23 protein-coding genes and 2 riboswitches are annotated in these 25,916 nt (G+C 44.4%); of the genes, 15 read left to right on the top strand and 8 right to left on the bottom strand.

Going from position 1 to position 25,916, the window contains the following annotated elements:
• Window positions 1-56: 56 nt before the first annotated feature.
• Window positions 57-205, bottom strand: a riboswitch (glycine riboswitch).
• Between the two features lie 69 nt (window positions 206-274).
• Window positions 275-414, bottom strand: a riboswitch (glycine riboswitch).
• 249 nt (window positions 415-663) lie between these two features.
• From B2863_RS14095 to B2863_RS14115, 5 genes are all read left to right on the top strand, one after another.
• A complete protein-coding gene (locus B2863_RS14095; protein ID WP_057760762.1) occupies window positions 664-984 on the top strand; it encodes a YcgL domain-containing protein in 321 nt (106 codons plus the stop codon).
• 261 nt (window positions 985-1,245) lie between these two features.
• Window positions 1,246-1,842: a hypothetical protein gene (locus tag B2863_RS14100; protein ID WP_296211666.1), complete on the top strand. Its 597-nt coding sequence runs from the start codon at window positions 1,246-1,248 to the stop codon at window positions 1,840-1,842.
• A 298-nt stretch (window positions 1,843-2,140) separates the two neighbouring features.
• Window positions 2,141-3,004: an AAA family ATPase gene (locus B2863_RS14105; protein WP_296211668.1), complete on the top strand. Its 864-nt coding sequence runs from the start codon at window positions 2,141-2,143 to the stop codon at window positions 3,002-3,004.
• 128 nt (window positions 3,005-3,132) lie between these two features.
• Window positions 3,133-4,356: a vWA domain-containing protein gene (locus B2863_RS14110; RefSeq protein ID WP_101205694.1), complete on the top strand. Its 1,224-nt coding sequence runs from the start codon at window positions 3,133-3,135 to the stop codon at window positions 4,354-4,356.
• A 302-nt stretch (window positions 4,357-4,658) separates the two neighbouring features.
• On the top strand, window positions 4,659-5,876 hold the full coding sequence (locus tag B2863_RS14115) for a globin domain-containing protein (protein WP_296211670.1): 1,218 nt from the start codon (window positions 4,659-4,661) through the stop codon (window positions 5,874-5,876).
• Window positions 5,877-6,025: 149 nt separating this feature from the next.
• On the opposite strand, the gene B2863_RS14120 is transcribed toward B2863_RS14115, so the two are convergent.
• Window positions 6,026-6,838: a phosphodiester glycosidase family protein gene (locus tag B2863_RS14120; protein ID WP_296211673.1), complete on the bottom strand. Its 813-nt coding sequence runs from the start codon at window positions 6,836-6,838 to the stop codon at window positions 6,026-6,028.
• 105 nt (window positions 6,839-6,943) lie between these two features.
• Window positions 6,944-8,758, bottom strand: coding sequence for an FMN-binding glutamate synthase family protein (locus B2863_RS14125; RefSeq protein WP_296211676.1), 1,815 nt, complete (start codon window positions 8,756-8,758; stop codon window positions 6,944-6,946).
• A gap of 45 nt (window positions 8,759-8,803) precedes the next feature.
• Here B2863_RS14125 and B2863_RS14130 point away from each other — a divergent pair, with 45 nt between their 5' ends.
• The 4 genes from B2863_RS14130 to B2863_RS14715 are packed head-to-tail and all read left to right on the top strand — an operon-like array spanning window position 8,804 to window position 11,132.
• Window positions 8,804-9,226, top strand: coding sequence for a hypothetical protein (locus B2863_RS14130; RefSeq protein WP_296211678.1), 423 nt, complete (start codon window positions 8,804-8,806; stop codon window positions 9,224-9,226).
• Between the two features lie 18 nt (window positions 9,227-9,244).
• Window positions 9,245-10,159 carry a hypothetical protein gene (locus B2863_RS14135; RefSeq protein ID WP_296211680.1) on the top strand — a complete coding sequence of 305 codons (915 nt, stop codon included), beginning with the start codon at window positions 9,245-9,247 and terminating at the stop codon, window positions 10,157-10,159.
• A gap of 33 nt (window positions 10,160-10,192) precedes the next feature.
• On the top strand, window positions 10,193-11,050 hold the full coding sequence (locus B2863_RS14140) for a hypothetical protein (RefSeq protein WP_296211682.1): 858 nt from the start codon (window positions 10,193-10,195) through the stop codon (window positions 11,048-11,050).
• A gap of 7 nt (window positions 11,051-11,057) precedes the next feature.
• The gene (locus tag B2863_RS14715; protein WP_414706956.1) at window positions 11,058-11,132 is read left to right on the top strand and encodes a hypothetical protein; all 75 of its coding nucleotides are present in this window, start codon (window positions 11,058-11,060) and stop codon (window positions 11,130-11,132) included.
• 73 nt (window positions 11,133-11,205) lie between these two features.
• On the opposite strand, the gene B2863_RS14145 is transcribed toward B2863_RS14715, so the two are convergent.
• Window positions 11,206-12,033 carry an IclR family transcriptional regulator gene (locus tag B2863_RS14145; protein WP_296211684.1) on the bottom strand — a complete coding sequence of 276 codons (828 nt, stop codon included), beginning with the start codon at window positions 12,031-12,033 and terminating at the stop codon, window positions 11,206-11,208.
• Between the two features lie 176 nt (window positions 12,034-12,209).
• On the opposite strand from B2863_RS14145, the gene B2863_RS14150 reads away from it, so the two are divergent.
• Together B2863_RS14150 and B2863_RS14155 are read left to right on the top strand one after the other, a co-directional pair.
• Complete coding sequence (locus tag B2863_RS14150) at window positions 12,210-13,394, top strand: acyl-CoA dehydrogenase (protein WP_191113865.1); 1,185 nt, start codon at window positions 12,210-12,212, stop codon at window positions 13,392-13,394.
• A gap of 198 nt (window positions 13,395-13,592) precedes the next feature.
• Window positions 13,593-14,801: a CaiB/BaiF CoA transferase family protein gene (locus B2863_RS14155; protein ID WP_296211832.1), complete on the top strand. Its 1,209-nt coding sequence runs from the start codon at window positions 13,593-13,595 to the stop codon at window positions 14,799-14,801.
• Between the two features lie 53 nt (window positions 14,802-14,854).
• On the opposite strand, the gene B2863_RS14160 is transcribed toward B2863_RS14155, so the two are convergent.
• Window positions 14,855-15,625 (bottom strand): IclR family transcriptional regulator, encoded by a 771-nt coding sequence (locus tag B2863_RS14160; RefSeq protein WP_296211687.1) that lies wholly within the window; start codon window positions 15,623-15,625, stop codon window positions 14,855-14,857.
• A 220-nt stretch (window positions 15,626-15,845) separates the two neighbouring features.
• Here B2863_RS14160 and B2863_RS14165 point away from each other — a divergent pair, with 220 nt between their 5' ends.
• From B2863_RS14165 to B2863_RS14180, 4 genes are all read left to right on the top strand, one after another.
• The gene (locus B2863_RS14165; RefSeq protein ID WP_296211689.1) at window positions 15,846-17,309 is read left to right on the top strand and encodes an NAD-dependent succinate-semialdehyde dehydrogenase; all 1,464 of its coding nucleotides are present in this window, start codon (window positions 15,846-15,848) and stop codon (window positions 17,307-17,309) included.
• A 201-nt stretch (window positions 17,310-17,510) separates the two neighbouring features.
• Entirely contained in the window at window positions 17,511-18,770 is a 1,260-nt protein-coding gene (gabT, locus tag B2863_RS14170) for a 4-aminobutyrate--2-oxoglutarate transaminase (protein ID WP_296211692.1), read from the top strand.
• An 87-nt stretch (window positions 18,771-18,857) separates the two neighbouring features.
• Window positions 18,858-19,034, top strand: a complete 177-nt coding sequence (locus tag B2863_RS14175; protein ID WP_296211694.1) for a hypothetical protein — start codon at window positions 18,858-18,860, stop codon at window positions 19,032-19,034.
• Window positions 19,035-19,094: 60 nt separating this feature from the next.
• On the top strand, window positions 19,095-20,537 hold the full coding sequence (locus tag B2863_RS14180; protein ID WP_296211696.1) for an APC family permease: 1,443 nt from the start codon (window positions 19,095-19,097) through the stop codon (window positions 20,535-20,537).
• 73 nt (window positions 20,538-20,610) lie between these two features.
• Here B2863_RS14180 and B2863_RS14185 read toward each other — a convergent pair whose 3' ends face one another.
• The 4 genes from B2863_RS14185 to B2863_RS14200 form a co-directional block, all read right to left on the bottom strand.
• Window positions 20,611-21,984, bottom strand: coding sequence for an NAD-dependent succinate-semialdehyde dehydrogenase (locus B2863_RS14185; RefSeq protein WP_296211698.1), 1,374 nt, complete (start codon window positions 21,982-21,984; stop codon window positions 20,611-20,613).
• Between the two features lie 84 nt (window positions 21,985-22,068).
• Window positions 22,069-23,184 carry an agmatine deiminase gene (aguA, locus tag B2863_RS14190; protein WP_296211700.1) on the bottom strand — a complete coding sequence of 372 codons (1,116 nt, stop codon included), beginning with the start codon at window positions 23,182-23,184 and terminating at the stop codon, window positions 22,069-22,071.
• A 68-nt stretch (window positions 23,185-23,252) separates the two neighbouring features.
• Window positions 23,253-24,125 carry an N-carbamoylputrescine amidase gene (gene aguB, locus B2863_RS14195; protein WP_339343208.1) on the bottom strand — a complete coding sequence of 291 codons (873 nt, stop codon included), beginning with the start codon at window positions 24,123-24,125 and terminating at the stop codon, window positions 23,253-23,255.
• Window positions 24,126-24,257: 132 nt separating this feature from the next.
• On the bottom strand, window positions 24,258-25,751 hold the full coding sequence (locus B2863_RS14200; protein WP_101205679.1) for a Na+/H+ antiporter NhaC family protein: 1,494 nt from the start codon (window positions 25,749-25,751) through the stop codon (window positions 24,258-24,260).
• Between the last annotated feature and the right edge of the window lie 165 nt (window positions 25,752-25,916).

Raw genomic sequence — 25,916 nt, forward strand, 5'->3', positions numbered from 1 at the left:
CACAGAAACAAAGATGAAGACGTAAACCAAACAGACGCTGTACGTCAGTTTGAGCTAAAGCCCTATCTGTCCTGTGACCTGAGATTTTCAACACGAATCATCATTTTTGGGCAGTTGTATGAGCCCTATCGTCGATGATAGCGTATTTTCTCCCCTTCGGTGGGTAAGACGTCGTCCGTGCTTACCACTCTCCAGATTTGTTATGCCTTATGTTTGATAAAAAAGTAGTGCGCTATGAGCGTCATATTACTAAACATTATCAAACAACAGTGACATGCGTTTTTCAGTCCTTTTACCTGAGCGATTGGCAGGGTGGATGCGCCTTCGGTGGTTATCTAGCAATTGCAATAGTTGTATAACCAATAGGGTTCAATACAAAAACAATGCTGATAAACTCTCTCCTGAAAAACGCTTTTATTATGAAAGGTTCAAAGCGCTTTTACAAGTCATCAAAGCCATTAAAATAAATAAATTTGGCAAAAATGATGTTTTAATAGGGCAGTCTGTTAAATAGGCTATGTTTTACAACGATATTTTTATCGCTCATATCAGCGTTTTATCTGTGTGTTTTGACAAAAATTACGACAGCAAAACGCAAAGCGACTACTGGTATTTGCCTGAAATATGCTAACCTACGCCCATAGTTTCTGATAGGTGGTTTTTATGCATTGCGATATTTATAAATTTCCCAAACATGACGACATGTATATCTACATTGCGCGTCCTGATTATCCTGATGATACTGATGAAATCAAAGACTGGCTTGGTGTATTACCAAAAGATTTCCGTGCAGGTTTAGGCCGTAGTAAGTTCGTCATGCATCTGGACTTGTCAACTAAAGATAAGCTCGCTCGTGTCGATAAAGAAGAAGTACTGGCAAAACTGCAGTCTCAAGGCTACTTTGTGCAGTTGCCGCCGCAAGACGTGATGCGTCGCCAAGCAGAGCTGCGTGCTCGTGAATCGCAGGACAGCATCTATAATTAATGGAATTGTCAGCAAGTGAGGGTGGTAGGAAATGTCAGTGCGCTACCTTAAAAACAGCGTCGATAAAAACCTACGACACACTTGCTCACATGCATTTGAGTAGAGAGTCGTGATAAACTGACACCCTACGCAATGCAGATATAAGCCTACATAATGCATAAGTTCATTATGTAGTTGGCCTCATTCTGGTTCTACAGAACGCACATATACCGCTAGACACAGATTGTGTCACCGGCGATAAACGCAGGTAAATAAACACGCATGGACTGGTTAAAAAATATCTTACATAGCTTACCGCTAGAGTCTATCAGTGACATTCTCGGTGAGATTGCCATTTGGTGGGGCCAAATGGTAAAGGATGTCCCGCCCGCTGATTTGCCGATGTATGCTTATCTGGGTGGTGCTGTTTTGGTACTAGTGCTATGGATACTCGTTGCTCGTGTACTGCCAAAACCATTGGGCGGTATGAGCTGGATGGTTCTGTTTGCAGTGTTATTAGCACCAGGTACAGCGCTTGGCGATCCGAGCGAGCTTGCACCAGCCAGCATTAGCGTCGTCTATGCTGTGATGATGAAAGATTACGCAGGCGCGGTGGCCAATATGTTGCCGATCTTGGTGATACTGGTCGCAGGGTTGTTTGTTGGTTTTGTATGGCAGCTGATACGCAGCGCATTTGCATCAAGCTTGGACAAAGCCCGTAGCCGCAGCGCAGAAGATACACAGGCAACGTTGCAAATGACCACAGGCAGTTATTTGCCAGAAGGCGCTACCGTAACCGAACAGCCTGATACTAACGTAAGCTTAAAAAAAGACAATGCATTGGCTAAGAAAACGGATAGCGATACGTCTGATAAGTGATAAAAATAGGCTAGGCATTAAGATAGTACTATTGTTTTAGAATTTATTTGATACCCGAAAAAGAGACACCGCTGCGTGTCTTTTTTTGTGCTCGACTGTTTATTAGGCATATAAATAATTGCTCACTATACATTGCACATAACAATTGTTAATAAATGCGAACGCATGAGTATTTTGGCAATGCATCAGGCTGTGCTAATCTAATTTATTCTTTACTAACTTATTCGTTATTAGTCATTTATGTTTTAGACCTATCCATTTATAACAACTCATCTATAACAACAATCGAGATCTGATTATGACCACAACTGACAATACTAAGCAAAACTTTACTGGTACCAGTAGTTATATTGCTACCGATGATTTGCAACTGGCCGTAAATGCCGCTATGACCTTACAAAAGCCATTACTGATTAAAGGTGAGCCTGGCACAGGTAAAACGTTGCTTGCCGAAGAAGTTGCTGAGAGTTTGGGCATGCCATTGATTACTTGGCACGTCAAATCGACGACTAAGGCTGAGCAAGGACTGTATGAGTATGATGCGGTATCACGCCTGCGGGATTCGCAATTAGGTGATGATAAAGTCTACGACATTGCCAACTATATTAAGCCAGGTAAGCTGTGGGACGCTTTCACCAGTACAGAGCGTAGCGTACTACTGATTGATGAGATCGATAAAGCCGATATCGAGTTCCCAAATGACTTGCTACATGAGCTTGATAAGATGTCTTTTTATGTTTATGAGACGGGCGAAACTATTACAGCGGCGCAGCGTCCAGTAGTTATTATTACCTCAAACAATGAAAAAGAGCTGCCAGATGCGTTTTTACGTCGTTGTTTCTTCCATTATATTGACTTCCCAGAAGAGGAAACCATGCGCCAAATCATCGAAGTGCATTTTCCAGATATTCAAGAAAAACTGGTCAATGATGCATTGGATATCTTCTATAAACTGCGTGGTATTCAAGGTCTTAAAAAGCCGCCATCAACGTCTGAGTTGGTTGATTGGTTAACTTTGTTACTTGCTGATGATATGGCTCAGGACGAGTTAGAAGAAAATCTGCGCGGTGAGAAATCTATCCCGCCTCTATACGGTGCGTTGCTCAAAAACGAGGCCGATGTGAGTTTATTACAGCGTTTTGCCAATATGATGCGTCGCTAATGTTTGCCGCTTGCGTGGGCTTTAATATCTTGTGTCCGATATCGGATGTCTATTATGAAGGTCAATGCAAACGCTCAACCTGTGACTGTACCAATTAATGATATCAGCCAATAAGTGATACGACTCTTATGTTTATCAAACTATTCTACACCTTGCGTACTTACGGCGTGCCAGTCAGTACGCGCGAGCTGCTCGATCTCAATGCCGCGTTAGATAAAGGGCTGATGATGCAGTCGCATCCTGAAGATCCAGCACTGACTACTTTTGCTAGCCGCGAAGATATGTATCGGCTGATTCGACTGTGCATGGTCAAAGACGAGCGCCATTTTGATAAGTTCGATCGGGCCATGGCGGATTATTTTGAAGGTGTCGATAGTCTCGATATGGATGAGCTATTAGCCAAGCTAACGGACGTGCCCAAAGAGTGGCTGGATCTAAAGCTCGATCCAAAGAATCTGACCGAAGAGCAAAGACGCCTACTGAAAAAGTACGGCTCGCTTGAAGAGCTGATGAAGGCATTAGAAGAACGGTTAAAAGAGCAAAAAGAGCGTCATCAAGGTGGTAGTAAATGGGTAGGCACAGGCGGCACTTCACCATTTGGTGCCTATGGCGATCATCCAGAAGGCGTACGCGTCGGCGGTGAGTCTCGTAAACGTAGCGCAGCAAAAGTCTGGGAGCAGCGTAAATATCGTAACCTCGATGACGACAATCAGCTCGGTACTCGCCAAATTCAAATGGCGCTACGCAATCTGCGTCAGTTTGCACGGACTGGCAGTGCTGATGAGCTTGATATTCATGAGACGATTAAGCGCACGGCAAAAAAGGGTGTGCTCGATATACATATGCAAGCGGAGCGCCGTAACCGAGTCAAAGTGCTGATGTTGTTTGATGTGGGTGGCAGTATGGATATCCATGTTGAAGCGCTCGAAAAACTGTTTTCTGCGGCAAAAAATGAATTCAAAACTTTAGAGTTCTTTTATTTTCATAACTGCTTGTATGACTATGTGTGGAAGGACAACAATCGTCGCCATAGTGCACCGATGCCAACGTTTGAGCTACTCAATAAATATGGCCGTGAGTATCGTGTTATCTTCGTCGGTGATGCATCGATGTCACCTTATGAGCTGATGACAGTAGGCGGCAGCGTAGAGTATATGAATAATGAAGCGGGCATCGTATGGTTGAAGCGTGTACTTGAGCATTTTGATAAAGTAACTTGGCTCAATCCTGAAAACCCTAGCTACTGGCAATATACGCAGACCATCGTTGAGATTAAAAAGCTGTTTGAAAATAAAATGTATCCGATGACATTACATGGTGTTGAAGAAATGACTCAATATATGGCACGATAATTTTAATATTCAGCCTAATTGATAAAGCCTGTTAGCAAGGCGTTAATCCTTATAATGACAGCCGTTATGACAACATAGCGGCTGTTTTTTATTGATGCCAATGAACTCTATATTGATTGTATATTGGTATGCCTAGTAAAGTGTGTTAACATTCATTTTAAATGAATGTTATAAATATTCTGAATTGGGCGGTTAAAAATTTTGATGACTACTGTAAAAAGGTCTGCTCATTATTGCCAGTTTAGACCGATGATTTTTAACATCTCAATTTATCAATGTAGTTAATGATTAAGAGAAACAACATGGCCTCACCAAAAACGTTAGAAATCGTCACCGCAACTGTTCCTGTACTCGAAGAGCATGGCGTTGCGATTACCACTGTGTTTTATAAAAATATGTTTAATGAGCATCCTGAGCTATTAGATATTTTTAATGAGACCAATCAAAAATTGGGAAGACAGCAGACGGCACTAGCAATGACAGTATTGGCCGCTGCCAAGCACTTGGACAAACTGGCTACGCTATTGCCACAAGTGACCCAGATTAGCCACAAGCATAGAGCCTTACAGATATTGCCTGAGCATTATCCTATCGTTGGCAAGCATTTAATTGGGGCGATAAAAGAAGTATTAGGAGAGGCGGCCAATGACGATATTATCCATGCTTGGACAGAAGCTTATGATGAAATTGCCTCCGTGTTTATCCAGATTGAACATGGTATGTATGAAGCAGCAATGTGGCAGGGGTTTGCACTGTTTAAAATCACTAAAAAGGAAGCAGTCGCTACAGATATAGCAGCCTTTACCGTGGTACCAGTCGATAAGAGTGAGAACAATAAAGGCAATGATTTAGCAAACGCTCAAGAGATTGATTTAAGCAAGTTGACCTTAACTGCCGGTCAATATATCACGGTGAAAACAGACCCAAAAGATAGCGACCATATAGCCCTGCGCCATTATTCTTTATGCTCTGCTAGTACTGATACAGGCATTCAGTTTGCTGTTAGACGTGATAACCGTAATGAGTATCATGGGTTGGTTTCTAACTATATGCATGACCAACTAGAAGTCGGTGATACGGTTCTATTATCGGCGCCAGCTGGTGACTTTGCGATCAATCAAGGTTTGGTACAGCAAAATGAGATTCCGTTAGTATTGATGAGTGCAGGGGTCGGGGTTACGCCTGTACTGTCTATGCTAGAGGCGCAAGTATTAGCCAATCCTAAACGACCTATTATTTGGGTTTATGCATGCCAAAATGCTACACATCATGCTTTTTCTGATCAGGTAGAGGCATTACTCGAACAGGCTGAGACTGTAGAAAAGTATATATTTTACTTTGAGTCGGGGCAGATATTGGATGAGACATGGCTTGCTACCTTGCCTAAGCCTGCCGATATCTATGTGTGCGGCTCGATGCCGTTTATGGAGAGCATGATTGATGGGTTAGTAGCATTAGATCATGGTGTCGATAGTGTCCACTACGAACCGTTTGGTCCTAAGATGAGCTTAGGTGGTTAAGTTTTTAGCTTAGTTTCGTTAATAGTTAGCTAGCCAACTAACTGTTATTGCTAGCCGACTGTCGCCAGTAATGAAAAAGTACTTAGCATGAAATAATCACGCTAAGTGCTTTTTTAATCTTAGTTGAAAAAAAAGAGTATCAGGGCGCATTACTCTTTATTTTCAACCAATCCAATCATCACGCCCATCTCTTTTTTATCCTGCTTATCGATACTAGGCGCATACAACGCTGAGGCAATACCACCGTCTAAAAACAGCGCGTTTGAACAACCCAGCTCATCCTTAAATAGCTCTGCAAACTGATAAAAAGTCACAGGCTCATCGCTATTAACGAGCTGTATACTTCCGTCACGGCAAACACCTGCACCATTACGCAGTTTGATTGAGCTGCTATCAGGGTTGAACTGTGGGTGTATCTCGTTATTGATGACCAGCATAGGGCCAGATTGCGTCGCATACCAAGGCTGCACATCACCATTGTTTAGCTGCTCATTTAACGCATTACTTTCGGTGATTTGCACGTTGCCAGCTTTGTCCCACCACATAACCCCATTAGGTAATAGATGAAAATTACCGCCACCTTCTTTTGTATTTAGCGATTTGAGTTCTTTGCCTTCGATGACGGTATAGCCAATCGGTGCATAATTTTCATTATACATGCCTGCATTCATCGCAAAGTTAAGGGTCTCATTGTTCGGTAATGTGGCCAATAACGCATCAAAGGTTAGCAGAGGCTCATTGTTATCAGAGGATTGCCAAAACAGTTGTAATGAATAGCGCTCGCTCGCTAACGCGGTAGCATCTACACGGCAAACACTATAAGCAAAGGGCTTGTCTTCAGTCTGACATGACCAGCTATCGGTATCGCTACTAGCCGCATTAGTATTGGTCTGCTGGCAGGCACTCAGGCCTAGCGCAAGCACTATCGTTGATAGGGATAAGGTAAAAATAGAACTTGGCATCAATCACACGTCTTTTAATGTACTAATTATTTAAGTTTGGTTGCTATCTACGGCTTAATTACACCTTCATTACTATTTTTTAAGTACAACGATTTAGGCGCTGATTCAGTCGCTAGCAGGCGGGAAGTCGCGGATTGTATTATTCACATTACCAATTAATCGTCCACCATCGGTGATGTTGGTCAAATGCTCAGAATTATATCCAGCGCTTTGTTCTGTTGGCGCGCCAGTTTCTTTGCCCTTATCGCGTGAGTCTTTGTTATAAGCAATGAGCGCATCGTTGTTGGCTAAGAAGCTATCAGGGTTTGCCATGACCCACATCTGGTTAAATACATCGGCACGGGCACTATGATCGAGTAATGCGCCTTTATCAGCAAAGTAGAAGAATTTGGATAGCAGCTTAATTTGCCCATCATCTAGACGGCGTGCGATATGGTACGGCTGTAATTGGCTAGGATGCTGTAAACCGACCGCGCCTACGATACTGGCAAGCGATTTTAGCGTGTTTTTGTGGAAACTTGCAACACGCTCAGCCTTACTAGGGACGTCGAGCGCCTTTTGACGATACGGATCTTGGGTTGCCACACCTGTCGGGCAAGTGTTGGTATGACAAGAGCGCGACTGAATGCAGCCAACCGCAAACATAAAGCCACGTGCCGAGTTACACCAATCGGCACCTAGCGCAATCATGCGCGCAATATCGAAGCCTGATACGATCTTGCCACTGACGCCAAGCTTAATTTTGTCACGAATACCTGCACCGACTAAAGTGTTATGAACCAATAAAAACCCTTCAACCATTGGCATGCCGACATTGTCCATAAACTCGACGGGCGCTGCACCTGTGCCGCCTTCTGCACCATCGATAACGATAAAATCAGGATAGTTATCCGTCTCTATCATCGCTTTGACAATCGCCATAAACTGCCATGGCTGACCAATACATAGCTTAAAGCCAACTGGCTTGCCACCAGATAACTCACGTAGCTGCTGCCAAAAGGCGACCAACTCGCGTGGGGTGCTAAATGCAGTATGTGAAGAGGGTGAGATACAGTCTTGACCCGTAGGTACTTGACGTGTGTCGGCAATCTCTTGCGTGATTTTACTAGAGGGAAGAACGCCACCTTTACCAGGCTTGGCACCTTGTGAAAGCTTGATTTCAATCATTTTAACTTGAGGATCGACGGCTTTTTCAGCGAAAGACTGTGGATCAAAGTTACCATCATCATCACGGCAACCAAAGTAGCCTGTACCCAATTCCCAAATCAAATCACCACCGAACTTACGATGATAAGGGCTGATAGCGCCTTCGCCCGTGTCATGGGTGAAACCGCCGAGTTTTGCGCCTTGATTGAGTGCCATGATAGCGTTCGCGGACAGGCTGCCAAAGCTCATCGCAGAGATATTAAATACCGACATATCGTGTGGCTGCTGACAACGCTCACCGCCTACCATGATACGGAAGTCTTTGTTCTCTAGTGGAGTACTGATGGTGGATTGCAAAAACCATTCTTTACCATGGGTATATAAATTATCTAGCGTACCAAAGGCATTGGTATCACTGACGTTCTTAGCACGTTGATAGACTAGTGCGCGCTGCTGACGTGAAAACGGCACTTGTTCTTTATCGTCCTCAAGCAGGTACTGGCGAATCTCAGGGCGGAAATCCTCCAACACATAGCGAATATGTCCAGCGACAGGGTAGTTGCTCAATATCGCGTGCTTAGATTGAATCAAATCATAAATACCAAGTGCCACAGCCAAACCACCGATCACAATCAGCCACCAACTTACCAGTAATAAGCCCGCTAACAGAATTAAAATCGCCGCGCCGAACGTGCTATAGCGAAGTAATAATCCGATAAAATACGGCGAGCTGGTTTTGGGTTCAGGGTTTAGATTGGTACGAGATTCAGGCATAACGAGGCTCAATAGTAATGATTGATATAGATAAGATGCTTACATTTGTCGCGTACATCATACACGCATGACGTCGTTACGTCGGTATCAATGGGTAACAGGGTTATCCAAATCATTTCTGTTGAGAGCGGCATTAGTTCGATTACGGAAATAAGTAATGACAGTATATGCAATAAAGTGATTAAAAATAGCCCATATGTTACTTTAAACAGCGAAACCGTTGAGCAGGGTAGCCATAATGTTTTAATAGAAGATTTCGATGAAGACATGCTGAAAACTATTGATCCGTTTGATACAGTGCAATTAGCGTATGTGATTGAGGTTTGTATTAGTCATAAAAACCAAGCGGCGGCTGGGCGCTATCTGTACGCAAACTCACGCGATAAGCTAAAAAGCCCGAATGATAGCGACAGATTTTGTAAATACCTGATGAAGTTTGGGCTGAGGTTTGATGGGTTAAAGCAATAATATTAAAAAGGATATGATATGAACAACACAGGATTTGTGGCAGGCACGCTCGTTCTTACGGATAAAGGGTTAGTGCCTATTGAGCAGCTAAAAGTTGGTGATATGGTGTTATCCCGTAATGAACATAACCCCGACAGCGAGCTTGCTGATACAAAAGTATTGAATACTTTTGTATCAGCACAAAAGCAGAAAATAGTCAGGGTAGCTTACAACACTATAAAAGATGAAGTGATGGATGCTAGAGTTAGCTCTGCTGTAGAGAATGATGGATTTGATAACAATGATGAGTTAACTGGAGTGTTCTATATCTACTGTACGGAAAACCATACTTTTTGGACAAAAGAGGAAGGGTGGTTGAGTGCGGTAGATTTAGCCCAGGATGACAAAGACTATAGAGATAAGGATTATACGTTGGTTACTTATAATAATCGTCCTATATTCCAAACCAGCTTCTATACATTTTCAACGCCCTTGATAAGAACCAGTATTAAGGATATTGCCATACAGCGAGACCATTTATCAGATGAGCCGGGCGATATTTACAATATTATTGACTTTAGTTATGGTAAACCAGTCATTTTAAAAAATGTCGATGTCTACAAGTCAGCGCAATATGACTGGTGGGATGAAAGACAAGACCATATCGATTTATCAGAAAGCCCAGATCATCGATTTGTGAAAGAAATTCAGACTGACGATGATTTTAGAATGGTACAAAATGCTTATTTACACGACGAAGGGCTACTAGACAAAGATGGTTGGACTGGTGCTTATGAGAAATTGACTGATGAAGAGCGTAAGTATCATTCTGCCAAATCTAGTGAAGAGCAGTACTATCTAGCAATAGTCTATAATATTGAAGTCGAAGATCATCACACTTACTTTGTTGGCGAGCATGGTGTTTGGGTACATGACGCCAGTTCAAACAACTAACCACATCAATAATAAAAAATAAAAGGAAAATTAATGAATAACACAGGATTTGTGGCAGGGACTTTGATTCTTACAGACAAAGGTTTAGTGCCAATTCAAGATATCAAAGTGGGCGACTTAGTTTTATCAAAGCCTGTACTCTCCAAGCCTGAAGATGGTAGTGGTAACATAGAGTATAAGCCTGTGACCAAGACCTTTGTGCATGAAGACAAAGAGATGTGGATCGTGCGTTTAGAGAAAAATATTGAGAAGTTTAATAAAGATCGAGAGATGGTTGATTATCAAACATACAAGTCAGCTAGCCGCATAAGCCGTTTTCTAGCGACACCCAATCACCCTGTTTGGGTCGTTGGTGCCATGGAAAACCCACAGGCGGACATTGAGTTCTATGATCAGCCTCACTTTAAACGTGTGGACGAACTACAACAGTATGAGATTGCTGTGAATACTGATGGCATAATGTATACCGTTGAGCGTGTGCAACCTACCTATCAAGTCGCTAATGATAATCTAGAATTCAATCCAAATTATTACTGGTATCAAGAGCACTATCATGAAGATTACTACGATGATTATGTGCAAGATGCCGAATCGCACATGCTCGACTATAGCGAAGCAGAATATAAGGGTACAGGCTATGTTAAAGACGTCAGCTATTACCAACAACACGGTTATCTCGATATTGGTATCAAAGACGAAAAAGGTAAACTACTGCTAACGAATCTTTTAAAAGACAATCAAAGCGAGCCTATTCCTTATACGACAACCGTCTACAACTTTGAGGTGGCAGACAATCATACCTACTTCATTGGTCGCGCAGGAGCATGGGTACATAACACCAACGTGGTCAACCAGTCCCACGAAGAAAAAATAAGAAGATCATGTCTATAACATAGAAGTGGCAGATCATCATACATATTTTGTTGGACACGATGCGGTGTGGGTGTTGGATGCTAAAGAGCCAGCCAATTAACCAGCTCTTTAGTTTATATCAATAGAAAAATTATGACTGGCTGGAAGGCTTATATCTTCACCATATTACTGTTTTAAACCCCACTACCAATCCGCTCCGCCAATGCCTGCAACTTAGGCACTATCATTGCCGCATAATCATCTGCTTCCCAGTTGGCACTTGGCACACTGGCATTGAGCGAGTAGGTATATTGCCCAGTGGCGACATCAAACACGCCAACGGCGACTGCCAATATGTCGGTAGAAAATTCCCCATCTGATATCGTATAGCCGTATTTTTCATGATGCTCTGCCGCGCTGGCTAGGGCAGTTTGTGCATCGTTATATTCTTCAACAGATAAATTCTCTTTTAGATTGCTAATGATGATCGCCTGTCTCGCTTGCGTACTTACCGTATAAAAAGCACGTCCGATAGCAGTGCGTGCGACAGGTACAGCTGAGCCAACTTGTAAATTGACCGATAGGCGAGCGGGGCTACGGCAGCAGGCGTGATAGCGCATCTCTCCTTCGACTTCAGTTGCCAAATTCACTGATACTTCATTCTCACTAGCAAACTGTCGCAGTAAAGGCTCAGCCGCTGCGACCATATCGTGGCGACTCCACGCGGTCGCACTGAGACGTACAGCACTACTGCCCAATTGATACTGACCATAATCATTCGTTCGTAAAAAACCAAGCGTGGTCAAAGTGTGAATAAGGCGAGTAATGGTTGCTTTTGGCAGATCTGTCATTTGACATAGCTGTTGATGGGTGAGCCGCTCATTATGCTCAAAAGCCGCCAGTATGATCAGTCCGCGACCCAATGCAGTTACAAACTGTCGGTCATTCTCTTCCTTATTTTGACTCATTGTTGCATGCATGCGTTCGAGTAGCGGAGTAGCTATTGATAAGGGTTTCGTCATTTTATACTCATCTTTTTTTGATAAAGGTTTACAGCGCAGCGAAAGTTTGGTTAAATGGTTCTAAATTATGAAACTAAGTTTCGCACAGCGGAATAACGAAGTCAATGACTTGTTAGACCAAATGATGTATCAATCACTATTCGTCAGTCAGGATGACTGATACCAAGGAGATCCACATGGCAACATCTACTAGCCCACGTTTTGATTGGGAAGATCCTTTTTTACTACGTGACCAGCTCACTGAAGAAGAGCGCATGGTCACCGACAGCGCGCGTCAGTTTTTTCAAAAAGAGTTGATGCCTGGCATTATTGAGGCCAATCGCAATGAGAATTTCGACCGTAATATCATGCGTCAAATGGGTGAAATGGGTCTGCTTGGTGTCACGATTGAAGGTTATGGCTGTGCTGGCTTATCGAGTGTTGCCTATGGTCTGATTGCCAAAGAAGTAGAAGCCGTTGACTCGGGCTACCGTTCAGCGATGAGCGTACAATCAAGCCTAGTGATGCATCCTATTTGGGCGTATGGCACAGAAGAGCAAAGAGAGCGTTATTTGCCTAAGCTTGCTTCGGGTGAGTATGTAGGCTGCTTCGGTCTGACTGAACCAGACTCAGGATCTGATCCTTCGTCGATGTCTACTCGTGCGCGCGCTGTAGATGGCGGTTATGAACTGACCGGTAATAAAATGTGGATCACCAACAGTCCGATCGCTGACGTGTTTGTCGTGTGGGCAAAAGATGATGCGGGTGAGATTCGCGGTTTTGTTTTAGATAAAGGCATGAAAGGATTATCAGCACCGAAAATCGAAGGCAAATTCTCACTACGTGCATCAGTCACGGGTGAGATTGTCATGGACAAAGTATTCGTCCCTGAAGCCAATGCTTTCCCAGATATCCGTGGTCTAAAAGGACCATTTGGCTGCTTGAATAAAGCCCGTTATGGTATCGCTTGGGGTTCGATGGGTGCGGCTGAATTCTGCTGGAAAGCAGCTCGTCAGTATACGCTCGATCGTAAGCAGTTTGGTCGCCCGCTAGCGGCAACGCAGCTGGTGCAGTTGAAGCTTGCCAATATGCAGACAGAAATCACGTTAGGTCTACAAGCAGCGCTACGTGTCGGTCGTTTAATGGATGAAGACAACGCAGCGCCTGAAATGATTTCACTTATTAAGCGTAATAACTGCGGCAAGGCGCTTGATATCGCTCGCATCGCTCGTGACATGCATGGCGGTAACGGTATCTCTGATGAGTTCCATATCATCCGTCACGTGATGAACTTGGAAGCCGTCAACACTTACGAGGGTACACATGATATTCATGCGCTTATCCTAGGCCGTGCACAGACAGGCATTCAAGCGTTCTTCTAAGAGTTTTTAGCTAATAATTTTTGATACAAATGTATTTTATGACGTACGTCACTGCTTGGCTTTTTATCAAAAAGAGCATTAACAGTAACGTACGTTTTTTAGTTGTTATTCAGGATGTAACTGCTTAGCAATTACATCCTGAATAACAATTTTATGATTAAAAAATACGCGACAGAGTAAGGGAATCTCATGACAGATATGATTGATATGGCTAATATGCCAAAGGGCGCATTGCATGGTATCAAGGTGCTCGATTTATCGAGAGTGCTGGCTGGCCCTTCTTGTACCCAAGTACTTGCTGACCTTGGTGCAGACGTTATCAAGGTTGAGCGTCCGCATATCGGTGATGAAACGCGTCATTGGGCACCGCCTATATTCAGTGATAATACCTCCGCTTATTACGCGACAATTAACCGCAATAAAAAATCGCTCACGGTAGATATCACCACGCCTGCAGGACAAGACATTATTAAAAAACTGGCCGCTGATAGTGATATCTTGGTAGAAAACTTTAAAGTGGGTGGGCTGAAAAAATACGGCTTGGATTATGACAGTCTAAAACAACATAATCCGCGACTGATTTATGCGTCATTGACAGGGTTTGGACAGACAGGTCCCGATGCCAAACGTCCCGGCTATGATTATATTATCCAAGGATTATCAGGGCTGATGAGCATCACAGGCCCTAGTGATGGCGAACCGCACAAAGTTGGCGTGGCAGTCGTCGATTTATTTGCAGGTTTGCAGTTGACGATTGGTATTCAGGCGGCACTATTGGCGCGTCAAAATACGGGTGTTGGTCAACATGTCGATGTGGCGTTGCTTGATAGTGCACTTGCCATGCTAGCCAATGTCGGTATGAATCATTTGGCCTCAGATAAGATACCGCCAAGGCTAGGCAATCAGCATCCTAATATCGTGCCGTATCAAGTATTTGCTGGTGAGGGCGAGCAGCACTTTATTTTAGCCTGTGGTAACGACAGTCAATTTGCCAAACTGTGTGAGGTGCTCGCAGTTGATTGGCATACCGATGAGCGCTTTGCGACCAATCCACAACGCGTTGCCAACCGCGAGCTGCTGTGCGGTGAGCTGACTAAGCAATTTGCTAAGCAACCACGTACCTATTGGCTAGAGGTTTTAGATCAAGCAGGTATTCCATGCGGCGCGATTCATAATGTGGCTGAAGCCCTAGCCATGCCGCAAGCGCAAGCAAGGAATATGATTGTTAATTTCACCGAGCAAGGCAGTCCAGTACGCGCACTTGGTAACCCTATCAAGTTATCCGCATCACCAGTCAGCTATCGTACGCCGCCACCGCAGTTGAGCGAGCATACTGATAGCACACTTGCTGATTTGGGTTATGACAGTGAGATGATCGCTAAGTTAAAAGCCGATGGGATTATTTAGTAGCGTTTTTTAGATTATATTTTTTAGACCTGCACCGATATTCAATCCTAACGTTACCTTTCAGCGTTAGGATTAAAGCCTAAATGCTGCTCAATTTGCTCGGCCAATTCAATCAATACCGCACTGACCTCAGCCCGTTTAGACTCATACTCTCCTTGCAAAAAACTCACCGCCATACCAGCGACCGCATTGCCTGATGCATTACGGATATAAGTGCCCAAGCAGTACATCCCATCTCGTAGTTGACCGTCATCGAGCGATACTCGGCTTTCTTGTATCGCCGCAAGCTCAGTTGCCAAATCGGTAAAATTCTTGACCCCATGCTGGGTCATAGGCGTTGGAAACGCATCTTTATACAATGATTTGATACTGTCCATCGACAACGTGGATAGCATGGCTTTGCCTGTCGCAGAAAATACGGCAGGTACGCGAACGCCTGCTCGAAAAGTAAATCCAAGCGGCGCAGGGGACTCATGACAAGCCAAAAATACCACTTCGCCCAAATCAAGTTTTGACAAGGTAACTGTGTGCTGAAGAAGTACCGGATACTGCACAATCAAATCTTTAAACAACTGCACCACGCCTTGCTGCTGCTCGTACTTGCCTGCCCAGTACATCAAATATGAACCCAAATAAAAACGGCTTTCAGGGTCTTTGTAAATGACATGCTTGGTCAATAGACTCTGCAAAATGTTGTGAGTGGAGCTACGCGGTAGCCCCAGTTCCTTGGCGATATGAGCCGCTGTCAGAGGCTGTGAGCTATCGGTAATCAAGTCCAAAATCTGAAATGTTTTGTCTAGCGCAGGCACGGCAGTCGAGCTCATAAATAACCTATAAAGTGAAATAAAAGAAAGAAGTACAAGATAATTTTTAAAATAATGAGATTAAGGGTTGCAAATCGCGTCATATCGTTCTTATAATGATGTCTCGTATATAGAATACGTGTTCAGTATATTGAACAAACAACGAATTATCAATAATTATTTACGACTTACTATTGTATCCATTCTTATAAATACACCTTATATGACAAGGAGCGTCAACATGTCACACGCGCTGCAGTTATCAAATCCAGATTTACTCAAACAATCTTGCTTCATTAAAGACGGCTGGCATGCTGCTAGTGATGAAGCTGTGCTTGATGTCAATAATCCTTTTAACGGTGAACTCATTGGTACTGTACCAAGTCTGACCACAGAAGATGTCAACGAAGCCGTTGCTTACGCTCATGACGTCCAAGCAGACTGGGCAGCAAAAACAGCCAAAGAGCGTGCAGAGTTATTGCAAAAGTGGGCTGATCTAATCGATGCTAATAAAGAAGATTTGGCTATTATCATGACCGCTGAGCAAGGTAAGCCGCTGACTGAATCACGTGGTGAAGTGGGTTATGCCAACAGCTTTATCCGCTGGTTTGCCGAAGAAGGCAAACGCGTCTATGGTGATGTGATTCCTGCTAATAGCACACAGCTACGTCATGTCGTTCTTAAGCAGCCAGTCGGTGTTTGTGCCGCTATCACGCCTTGGAACTTCCCAGCTGCGATGATCACGCGCAAAGTTGCTCCTGCATTAGCAGCAGGCTGTACGATTATTGTCAAACCTGCTACTGAGACACCGTATTCGGCATTGGCACTTGGCGTGTTAGCAGAGCAAGCGGGCATTCCAGCTGGCGTCATTCAGGTCGTCACTGGTAAGTCTTCTGTCATCGGCGACATCCTAACGGGTGACGCACGCATTCATAAACTATCATTCACAGGCTCTACAGAAGTAGGCCGTACGCTGATGGCACAATGCGCGCCAACTATTAAGAAGCTATCGTTAGAGTTGGGTGGCAATGCGCCATTTATCGTCTTTGATGATGCCGATCTAGAGAAAGCCGCTGCCGGTTTAATCGCTTCTAAATATCGTAACGCTGGTCAGACCTGTGTCTGTGCCAACCGCGTATACGTTCAAGACAGCATTAAAGATAAATTCTTAGATGTCTTTGTCAAAAAAGTCGCTGAGTTAAAAGTAGGCAACGGCTTAGAAGAAGGCGTAGATATCGGTCCTCTTATCAACAAAAAAGCGTTAGATAAAGTTCAAGGCTTGCTAAAAGATGCGCTAGATAAAGGCGCAAAACTGGTCACTGGTGGTAGTGTTAATGATGCTTCAGAACTGACGTATAACCCAACGGTTATCACCGATATTAGTAGTGATATGGACATTGCTTCTGAAGAAATCTTTGGACCGATTGCGACTATCTTTACCTTCAAAGACGAAACAGAAGTTATCCGTGCTGCTAACGATACTATCTATGGCTTGGCCGCTTACTTCTATAGTAGCGACTATGCACGTTCATGGCGCGTTACCGAAGGTCTTGAGTACGGCATCATCGGTCATAACACGGGTTTGATTTCTACAGAAGTTGCCCCATTTGGCGGTGTGAAGCAATCTGGGTTTGGCCGTGAAGGTTCAAAATATGGTATCGAAGACTATATCACGACCAAATACTGGTGCTCTGATATCACCTAATAGCCATAACCTAATGAGTTGGCTTAATGGTTAGCACAGTAACAATTAAAAAAGAAAAAACTAGCGTAAATTTTTGGATATCTATGGTGTTTTGGGTCAAACAAGCACCATGTGATATCTACTGAGTACAAAGACAAACATCAAATAAACCGCCAATCCCTAACTGGCACTTATGTTACGAACAAAGAAAAGGACATTCCCATGACTACCAATCAATCATTACTTGAGCGCCGCAAAGCTGTTTTACCAACAGGACTTGGGGTTGCCTTTCCTATCTTTGCAGAAAAAGCGAAGAACTCAGAAATCTGGGACATCGAAGGCAAGCGCTATATCGACTTTGTCGGTGGTATCTCAGTATTGAACACCGGTCATAGCCATCCAAAAATCACCCAACGTGTTCATGAGCAGCTAGACAAATTTACGCACACTGCGGCGCAAATGATTAACTACGAATGCTATGTGGATTTGGCTGAAAAGCTATGCGAAAAAGCGCCTATCAGCGGCGATACTAAAGCGTTCTTTTTGACTACTGGCGCAGAAGCGGTTGAAAACTGCATCAAGATTGCTCGTGCTAAAACCCGTCGTCCAGGCGTGATTTCTTTTGTTGGTGGCTGGCATGGTCGTACCATGATGTGTATGAGCCTGACCGGCAAAGTATTGCCATACAAAAAGAACTTTGGCCCGATGCCAGGACCTGTATTCCATGCGTTGTTCCCTGCAGAAGAGTTGAACGTAACAGAAGCACAAGCGCTACACAGCCTTGACATGATCTTTCAAGCAGATATCGATCCTAGTGAAGTGGCAGCAATGATCATCGAGCCAGTCCAAGGCGAGGGTGGTTTCCATCAAGTAACGCCGTCATTTGCCAAGGCCTTGCGCGAGATTTGTGATGAGCATGGCATCGTGCTTATTTTTGACGAAGTACAGTGTGGTTTCGCCAGAACCGGTACGTTGTTCGCAGGTGAGCAGCTAGGCGTTGAGCCTGATCTAATGACTGCTGCGAAGAGTTTGGCTGGTGGCTATCCTATCTCTGCGGTCATCGGTCGTGCTGACATCATGGATGCGCCGCAAGTCGGCGGCCTAGGCGGTACTTACTCTGGTAACCCACTTGCCTGTGTGGCAGCGCTTGCTGTCATGGAAGTTATTGAAGAAGAAAACTTACTTGAGCGTAGTATCGAAATTGGCGATACCATTGCTTCATTCTTAAAAGGCTTAAACCTAAGCAGTATCGGTCATATCCGTCATAAGGGCGCTATGCTAGCGTTTGAACTGATCGATAGCGAAGGCAAACCTGATGCAGCCGCCGCAGCCAATCTAAAAGCAAAATCTTTTGAGCAAGGCTTGCTATTAGCGTCTTGTGGTATGTATGGCAATGCCATTCGTGTGATGGTGCCATTGACGGTTGAAGATGAAGTGCTACAAGAAGGCCTTGATATCATCAAAGGTATTCTAACGGCATAAGCAATACTGAGTGTTATTTACTTTAGCGATGGATCGCTTTTAACCAAGTACAGCTAGTTCAAGTACCTATATTGGTTAAAAGATTGTATGAAAGATAACGGCAAGGTTGCCCTTATAACACTCGCTTTGAGTGAGTTTTTTAACGGCGCCTTGCAAGTCAAGACGCCGTTTTTGTTTTTGCTGTTTGAATACTATACCGATAGAAAAGCCAAACTTTGCGGCGACGCGACAGACACAACAAACATGATGGGTATGATCCCATGAAACAAAAATAGTGTAGCTGTAACAGGCTCACACGGATGAAACACAGACAAGGAGTAGGTTATGTCTGAATTAAAAAAGTCGCTAGGGGTGTTCGATATCATTGCACTGGCATTCGGTGCAATGGTCGGTTGGGGCTGGGTTGTACTGGCAGGTAGTTGGATCATCTCGGCAGGTATATGGGGCGCAATTAGCGCCTTTTTAATAGGCGGTCTGGTAGTCGTTTTGATTGGCGTGACGTATGCTGAACTTGCGGCCTCCATGCCAATTACTGGCGGTGAGCATACCTATACCCACCGAGCACTAGGGGTCAATGTCTCCTTTATTTGCTCATGGAGTATTTTGTTCGGTTACTTCTCAGTCGTTGCGTTCGAAGCAGTAGCACTGCCCACCGTCGTCGAATACATTATTCCCAATTATAGCCAAGGGTATCTTTGGAATGTTGCTGGCTGGGATGTTTACGCCACCTGGGTAGGCGTCGGGATGCTCGGCTCAGTGATTGTTACTTGGCTGAACATACGCGGTATGGAAGTCAGTGCATGGTTCCAAAAAACAGCAGTCGTCGGTATCTTTCTAGTGGGTATATTACTGTTCGTAGGGGCGTTACTGTTCAGCCCTGAAACCTCTAATACCGTACAAGCGCCTAATTTTATTGGCGGTATGGGTGGCATCATGACGGTGATGGTGATGGTACCGTTCTTATTCGTTGGCTTCGATGTTATTCCGCAAGCTGCAGAAGAAATCAATCTATCTCGTCCGAACATCGGTAAGTTTTTGATCGTCTCTATTATTATTGCTGTACTGTGGTATGTAGCAGTCGCTTGGAGTGTGGGTAAGACTTTACCGCTGTTACAAGCACAAGACTCAACATTGGCAACGGCTGATGCGATGACCAATGCTTGGAATGGTAAATGGGCAGGTACGTTGCTGGTTATTGGCGGTGTGCTAGGTATTTTATCGAGCTGGAATGCGTTTCTTATCGGTGGTAGTCGTCTGCTATATGCTATGGGCAAAACGCACATGTTGCCGCAGTTTTTGTGCAAACTGCATCCGAAATACAATACGCCCGTCAATGCGATTTTATTGATCGGTGGTCTCGCGACACTTGCCCCATTATTTGGTCGCAAAATGCTGGTATGGATTGTAGATGCTGGCGGGTTCGGTATTGTTATTGCTTATACTTGTGTGGCTCTTTCATTCTTAGTGCTGCGCTACCGTGAGCCTGATATGGTACGTCCGTTTAGAGTACCAGCAGGTAAATTGGTCGGTATCATTACTATTATCCTCAGTCTTGGCATGTTGGCACTATATCTACCAGGTATGCCATCAGCACTCGTCGCTATTGAGTGGTGGATTTTCCTTGGCTGGATTGTACTTGGTGGGGTATTGTACGGTTATGCCACGATGAAGAATCCTGGTAAGAGTAAAGACATTATGGATCATGAGCTACATGAGCTCAAAATTGTTAATCAACAATGGTTAAAAGAAAATCCATATAAAAAGTAGACTTACTTATCTTGCATAAGAAAGCCTAACGTCAAACGTTAGGCTTTTTTTATTTAACTAAGGTTTTAATCTACTAAGACTTATCGCGAATCAGCTTATAATTTAAGAACTCAGTAATGCCAAGAGTGCCAAGCTCACGGCCAAAGCCTGAACGTTTAACACCGCCAAATGGTGTATTGGCCTCAGAACCAGAAGGCGCATTGATAGTGACCATACCCACTTCTAGTTTGTCTGCAATTTCAGCAGCCAGTGCCGCATCTTGCGTTTGGATAGACGCACCCAAACCGAAAGGCACATCGTTGGCAATCTTGATGGCATGGTCGATATCATTTGCTTTATAGACGACTGCTACAGGACCAAACAGCTCTTCACGATACACATCCATGGATTCAGTCACATCAGTCAGTACCGCAGGCTTAAACCAAGCGCCAGGCTTGTCTTTGTCCATGCCGCCTTCTACCAATACCGTTGCCCCTGCTTGGATAGCGCTATCTAGCTGCGCTTGCAAGTTGACCGCAGCGGCTTTTGATGACATTGGGCCAATGAACGTATCTTCTTTAAGCGGGTCGGCCAAAGTCATGTTACTGACCGCATTGGTAAAGCCTTCGACGAATTTGTCGTAGACTGATTCAATGACGATCAAACGCTTGGCTGCATTACAGGCTTGTCCAGTATTACCAAAACGACCAGAGATAGCGCCTTGTATCGCTTGCTCGATATCGGCATCGGCTGCGACGATAAAGGCATCTGAACCGCCCAATTCTAAAACGACTTTTTTGAGTGCGCCGCCAGCTTCTTTTGCAACGGCTTGTCCTGCGCGTTCAGAACCCGTTAGCGAGACACCTTGTACGCGTGTGTCATTGATAATGGTCGCTGATTGCTCATTGGTTGCAAAGATATTGTTATAAACGCCTTCAGGCACGCCTGCATCTTTGAAGATATCGACGATAACTTCTGCGGTGTTTGGACACTGCGGTGCGTGTTTTAGAATAATTGTATTACCTGCCATAAAGTTTGGCGCGACAAAACGGGCTACTTGGTAATGTGGATAGTTCCACGGCATGATACCTAGTAGCGCGCCTACAGGGTGTTTTTCTACCGATGCTGATCCTGAGTCTACATCAATGGTGCTTGGCGCTAGTAGCTGCTCAGCGTTGTCTGCATAGTAGCGGTAGATATCGGCAACCAGACCGATCTCGCCTTTTGCTTGGGCAACAGGTTTACCCATTTCGTTGGCAACGATACGTGATAGCTCGTCTTGACGCTCAAGATAGATATCAGTGATTTTATGCAGTAGTGCACTGCGCTCATTTAATGGCACTTTACGCCAGTCTTGATAAGCAGTGTCGGCTTGCTCAATGACTTGCTGGATATCTTGTTCAGTGGCGGTAGGGTAAGTGGCTTCTATTTCGCCAGTGGCTGGGTTATTAACTTGATAATCGCTCATATTATGTCCTTTATTTTAAAATATTATTGGGTTCAAAATCCATTTGGGTCTATATTTTTATGCGGGTACTTTTAATTAAAGCTTTTAGTTACTGCCTTTGATTGATGGTTTTGGTTGCTGCTGTGTAATACAGTGAATATTACCGCCACCAAAAACAATCTCTCTTGTTCGTACTCCCACTACCTGATGCTGAGGAAAGACTTTTTCAAGCTGCTCGATGGCAAGTGCATCATTTATATCATCATATTGCGGTACGATGACCGCATCATTACAAATCAAAAAGTTGGCATATGAGGCGATACAAACATCACCCGTTAGGCGAGGTTTGGCGTCGTCAGACTGTACAATGTCATAATCATCAGGTAAGGTCACTGGCTGTTGGGTACAGCATAGCTTATGGACTGTTAGTCGTCTGCCTTTTGCATCAGTCATATTTGAGAGCTGCTTATAGGCTTTTTGCGTTGCTTCATAAAACGGATTTTCAGGGTCATCAGTGAATAAGCAAACCACTTCACCAGGGCGCGCAAAGCAGGCGATATCATCGATGTGACCTGTAGTTTCATCAGGATCGATACCATCATCGACCCAGAGCACTTTTTGGACATTGAGATAGGCTTTTAGCTTGTCCTCGATTTGCTGCTCGTTCAGATGTGGATTGCGCCCTGGGCTTAGCAGGCACATACGCGTGGTCAAAACCGTGCCTTCACCATCGACATGAAACGCGCCGCCTTCCATGACAAAGTCATCCGTTCGATAACGCGGAATATCACGCTGCTCACACAAGCGTTCTGCAAGTTTATCATCGTCATCCCATGGCGAGTAGAGGCCATCATAGTCTCCGCCCCACGCATTGAATGTCCAATCACAAGCGCGTAGCTCGCCTGCGTCATTGATTAAAAATGTCGGCACTGTGTCACGCGCCCACGCATCGTTGCTAGGCATAGAGATAACGTCGATATCATCAGGCAAGCTATCGCGGCACTGCTGATAATCATCAGGATTGACCAGTACGCCAACTTCACAAAGCTTGTTAATTGCCAATGCAACATCAGCATAAGCCCTCTTGGCAGGGACAGCTTGTTGTCGCCAGTTATCAGCACGGTATGGCCAGACCATCCATACCTTTTGTATTGGCTCAAACTCTGCTGGCATATAAAAGCCATCCTGCTGCGGGGTTGAGTCTGTCAGTAATATAGACATAAAATCACCTTATCGTACACGAGCGACTATAAAAATAGTGAGAGTAAACTAAAGAGACGGAAATCAGGTTAACCGTGAGTGAGCAGTGTGCCATACATCGATGGACGACGGTCACGGAACACACCCCATTGCTGACGATCCATAGCCAGTTGATCTAAGTCAAAGGTAGTGCTAATCACTTCGCTAGTATCTGCTGACGCTTCTTTTATGATGTCGCCGCGGCCGTCGGTAATGAACGAGCTACCATAAAACTGCATCGTGCTGTTATTGCCATTTTGGCTGATGGTTTCTGTGCCAATGCGATTGGCTGCAATAACTGGCATCAGGTTGGCTGCAGAATGGCCTTGCATACAGCGCTGCCAATGGCCTTTTGAGTCGATACCGAGTGTCGGCTCATCACCAATGGCAGTCGGGTAAAACAGCAACTCGGCACCCATCAATGCCATGCTACGGGCGCATTCAGGGAACCATTGATCCCAGCAGATACCGACACCAATCTTAGCGTACTTGGTTTGCCAAACCTTAAATCCTGTATCACCAGGGGTAAAGTAAAACTTTTCGGCATAAGGAATACCGTCTGGTATGTGCGTTTTGCGATAAGTGCCTAATATCTCGCCATCGGCATCGATCACAGTGATGCTATTAAAGAATGTATTGCCTGATTTTTCATAAAAGCTAATCGGTAGTACCACTTCTAACTCTTTCGCTAGTTGTTTGAAGTGATTGATAGCTGCATTATCTTCGACTGAAGTCGCCAGTTTAAAATAATCAAAGTCATGAACTTGGCAGAAGTAGGGCGTCTCGAACAGTTCTTGAAGTAAGATAATATTGGCACCATCGTTGGCCGCTTTTTTGACCAAGTCAGTCGCGGTCGCAATGTTTTGCTGGATGTCCCAGCCGCATGTCATTTGCGTAGTCGCCACAGTAACGTTTCGCATGATCTCAATCCTTTTATTGATAGATAAGTAATACTATAGGTAAATGATGATTCGTATTTGCTAACGAACAATTTTTCATCATTCGTTAGTGTATAGCGACAATAGTTAAGTCCATATTGGTTAAGTTTTATCGGCTTAAGCCATCATATAGCCCAATCCTAAGAAGGTCACGACGGAGAGTCCTGCACCTAACATCGCATACGGGAACTGGGTAAAGGCATGCTGCATGGGTGAGCAGCCAGCACCTTGCGCGGCAAGTAATGATGAATCACTAAAGAAACACGCATGACTACCGAATGATGAGGCCGATAACAAGGCGCCAATCATAAGTGGTGTGCTCACGCCAAGGGCGAGCGATATTGGGAACACGATAGGCATCGCCAACACGTACAAACCCCAGCTTGATGAAGTGGCAAAGGTCAAGAATGCCATGACCGCAAAGATAACCGCAGGGAAGATAATAATGGTCATATAAGGCGTGATAGCTTCAATCACATACATGGTCATACCAAGCTCATCGTTGATTGCTTTTAAGAAAAAACCACCAATAACGGTTGAGAGGGGATAGAGCATGACTTTAAAGCCTTTAAAGATGGCTTCAACTTGTGTCTCAAAGCTCAAGATACCTTGCATCCAGTAGACAACGACAGTCACAAAACAGGTCAATAGTGCCCCGCGTAACAGGTCGATTTCAAAGTAAACGGTTGAGACAATCAATAGAATCATCGGAAAAGCAAAGTTAGCGATGTTGGCTTTGAATGACAGCTTGCGCTTGGCTTTGACATTTGAAATTAGTTGCTCTTCGACAAATGCTTCAGGAACAGGGTTACCAGCCTTGGCGCGTTTCTCTGCTTTTTTCATCGGTCCCCAATCGCCCAATATGCCATAAGCAACCAAGAATACAATCAGTAAGGCAAACCAAGCATAGGCCATATAAGGAATAGCACTGATATAAAGTCCAATGCCTTCGCCATCTGCTGCTACGCCATTTTCTTCTAGTAGACCTGCAAAGTAGACTGCCCAAGTAGAGATAGGCACGATAATACACATAGGGGCAGCGGTCGAATCGACGATATAGGCGAGCTTTTCACGAGAGACGTTATAGACGTCAGTGAGTTTTTTGACGGAGGTGGATACGGCCAAGCAGTTCAAGTAATCATCGATAAAGACCACAACACCCAAAGCAAAAGTGGCCAACAATGACTGACGACGCGACTTGATAATTTTTTGTAGCCATTCACTAAAACCATCTAGGCAGCCACTGATTTCAAGGAGCTGAATTAACCCGCCCATCAGACCACAGACGAGGACAATCCAGATAATGGTCTCGTTGCCCAAGACCATCGACATATTGTCTGCAAAGGGGGAAACCAGATCAAAGGGGTTGAGCATCACAAGGCCAGCGACGCAGCCTGCGATCATAGACTCAAACGGTCGCCTAGAGACAATGGCGGTGACTAATACTAATAATGTGGGTAATAAAGATAAAGCACCCCAAGATTCATCTGGACCACGGCTCATGGATAGCCAAGCAAAGGCCAGATAGATGACGACGGCTACTATTACGGTGAGAAAGACTCGCTTGTTATGATAGTGCCCTTCGACAGCATCATTGAGTTTCATGTTCATACTTGCGCTCCCTGTAGAACCTCATTTTTTGAAACAAACTCTATTCGGTGGTTGATGCTCGACAGACAGTAGCGAATCAACTTTCTATCGAGCTTCCTATCACAGCAATCCATTACTGTGATAGGTCAAGGCAACAGTAGTTTTTATGATAAAAACGTCGTCTAT

This window comes from Psychrobacter sp. UBA3480 (genome assembly GCF_002377945.1).
In the GTDB taxonomy this organism is placed as follows: domain Bacteria; phylum Pseudomonadota; class Gammaproteobacteria; order Pseudomonadales; family Moraxellaceae; genus Psychrobacter.

Excerpts from the sequence above, each read along its gene's own strand:
- B2863_RS14095 (WP_057760762.1), top strand. The coding sequence starts at position 664 with ATGCATTGCGATATTTATAAATTTCCCAAACATGACGACATGTATATC.
- B2863_RS14100 (WP_296211666.1), top strand. The coding sequence starts at position 1,246 with ATGGACTGGTTAAAAAATATCTTACATAGCTTACCGCTAGAGTCTATC.
- B2863_RS14105 (WP_296211668.1), top strand. The coding sequence starts at position 2,141 with ATGACCACAACTGACAATACTAAGCAAAACTTTACTGGTACCAGTAGT.
- B2863_RS14110 (WP_101205694.1), top strand. The coding sequence starts at position 3,133 with ATGTTTATCAAACTATTCTACACCTTGCGTACTTACGGCGTGCCAGTC.
- B2863_RS14115 (WP_296211670.1), top strand. The coding sequence starts at position 4,659 with ATGGCCTCACCAAAAACGTTAGAAATCGTCACCGCAACTGTTCCTGTA.
- B2863_RS14120 (WP_296211673.1), bottom strand. The coding sequence starts at position 6,838 with ATGCCAAGTTCTATTTTTACCTTATCCCTATCAACGATAGTGCTTGCG.
- B2863_RS14125 (WP_296211676.1), bottom strand. The coding sequence starts at position 8,758 with ATGCCTGAATCTCGTACCAATCTAAACCCTGAACCCAAAACCAGCTCG.
- B2863_RS14135 (WP_296211680.1), top strand. The coding sequence starts at position 9,245 with ATGAACAACACAGGATTTGTGGCAGGCACGCTCGTTCTTACGGATAAA.
- B2863_RS14140 (WP_296211682.1), top strand. The coding sequence starts at position 10,193 with ATGAATAACACAGGATTTGTGGCAGGGACTTTGATTCTTACAGACAAA.
- B2863_RS14145 (WP_296211684.1), bottom strand. The coding sequence starts at position 12,033 with ATGACGAAACCCTTATCAATAGCTACTCCGCTACTCGAACGCATGCAT.
- B2863_RS14150 (WP_191113865.1), top strand. The coding sequence starts at position 12,210 with ATGGCAACATCTACTAGCCCACGTTTTGATTGGGAAGATCCTTTTTTA.
- B2863_RS14155 (WP_296211832.1), top strand. The coding sequence starts at position 13,593 with ATGATTGATATGGCTAATATGCCAAAGGGCGCATTGCATGGTATCAAG.
- B2863_RS14160 (WP_296211687.1), bottom strand. The coding sequence starts at position 15,625 with ATGAGCTCGACTGCCGTGCCTGCGCTAGACAAAACATTTCAGATTTTG.
- B2863_RS14165 (WP_296211689.1), top strand. The coding sequence starts at position 15,846 with ATGTCACACGCGCTGCAGTTATCAAATCCAGATTTACTCAAACAATCT.
- gabT (WP_296211692.1), top strand. The coding sequence starts at position 17,511 with ATGACTACCAATCAATCATTACTTGAGCGCCGCAAAGCTGTTTTACCA.
- B2863_RS14175 (WP_296211694.1), top strand. The coding sequence starts at position 18,858 with ATGAAAGATAACGGCAAGGTTGCCCTTATAACACTCGCTTTGAGTGAG.
- B2863_RS14180 (WP_296211696.1), top strand. The coding sequence starts at position 19,095 with ATGTCTGAATTAAAAAAGTCGCTAGGGGTGTTCGATATCATTGCACTG.
- B2863_RS14185 (WP_296211698.1), bottom strand. The coding sequence starts at position 21,984 with ATGAGCGATTATCAAGTTAATAACCCAGCCACTGGCGAAATAGAAGCC.
- aguA (WP_296211700.1), bottom strand. The coding sequence starts at position 23,184 with ATGTCTATATTACTGACAGACTCAACCCCGCAGCAGGATGGCTTTTAT.
- B2863_RS14200 (WP_101205679.1), bottom strand. The coding sequence starts at position 25,751 with ATGAACATGAAACTCAATGATGCTGTCGAAGGGCACTATCATAACAAG.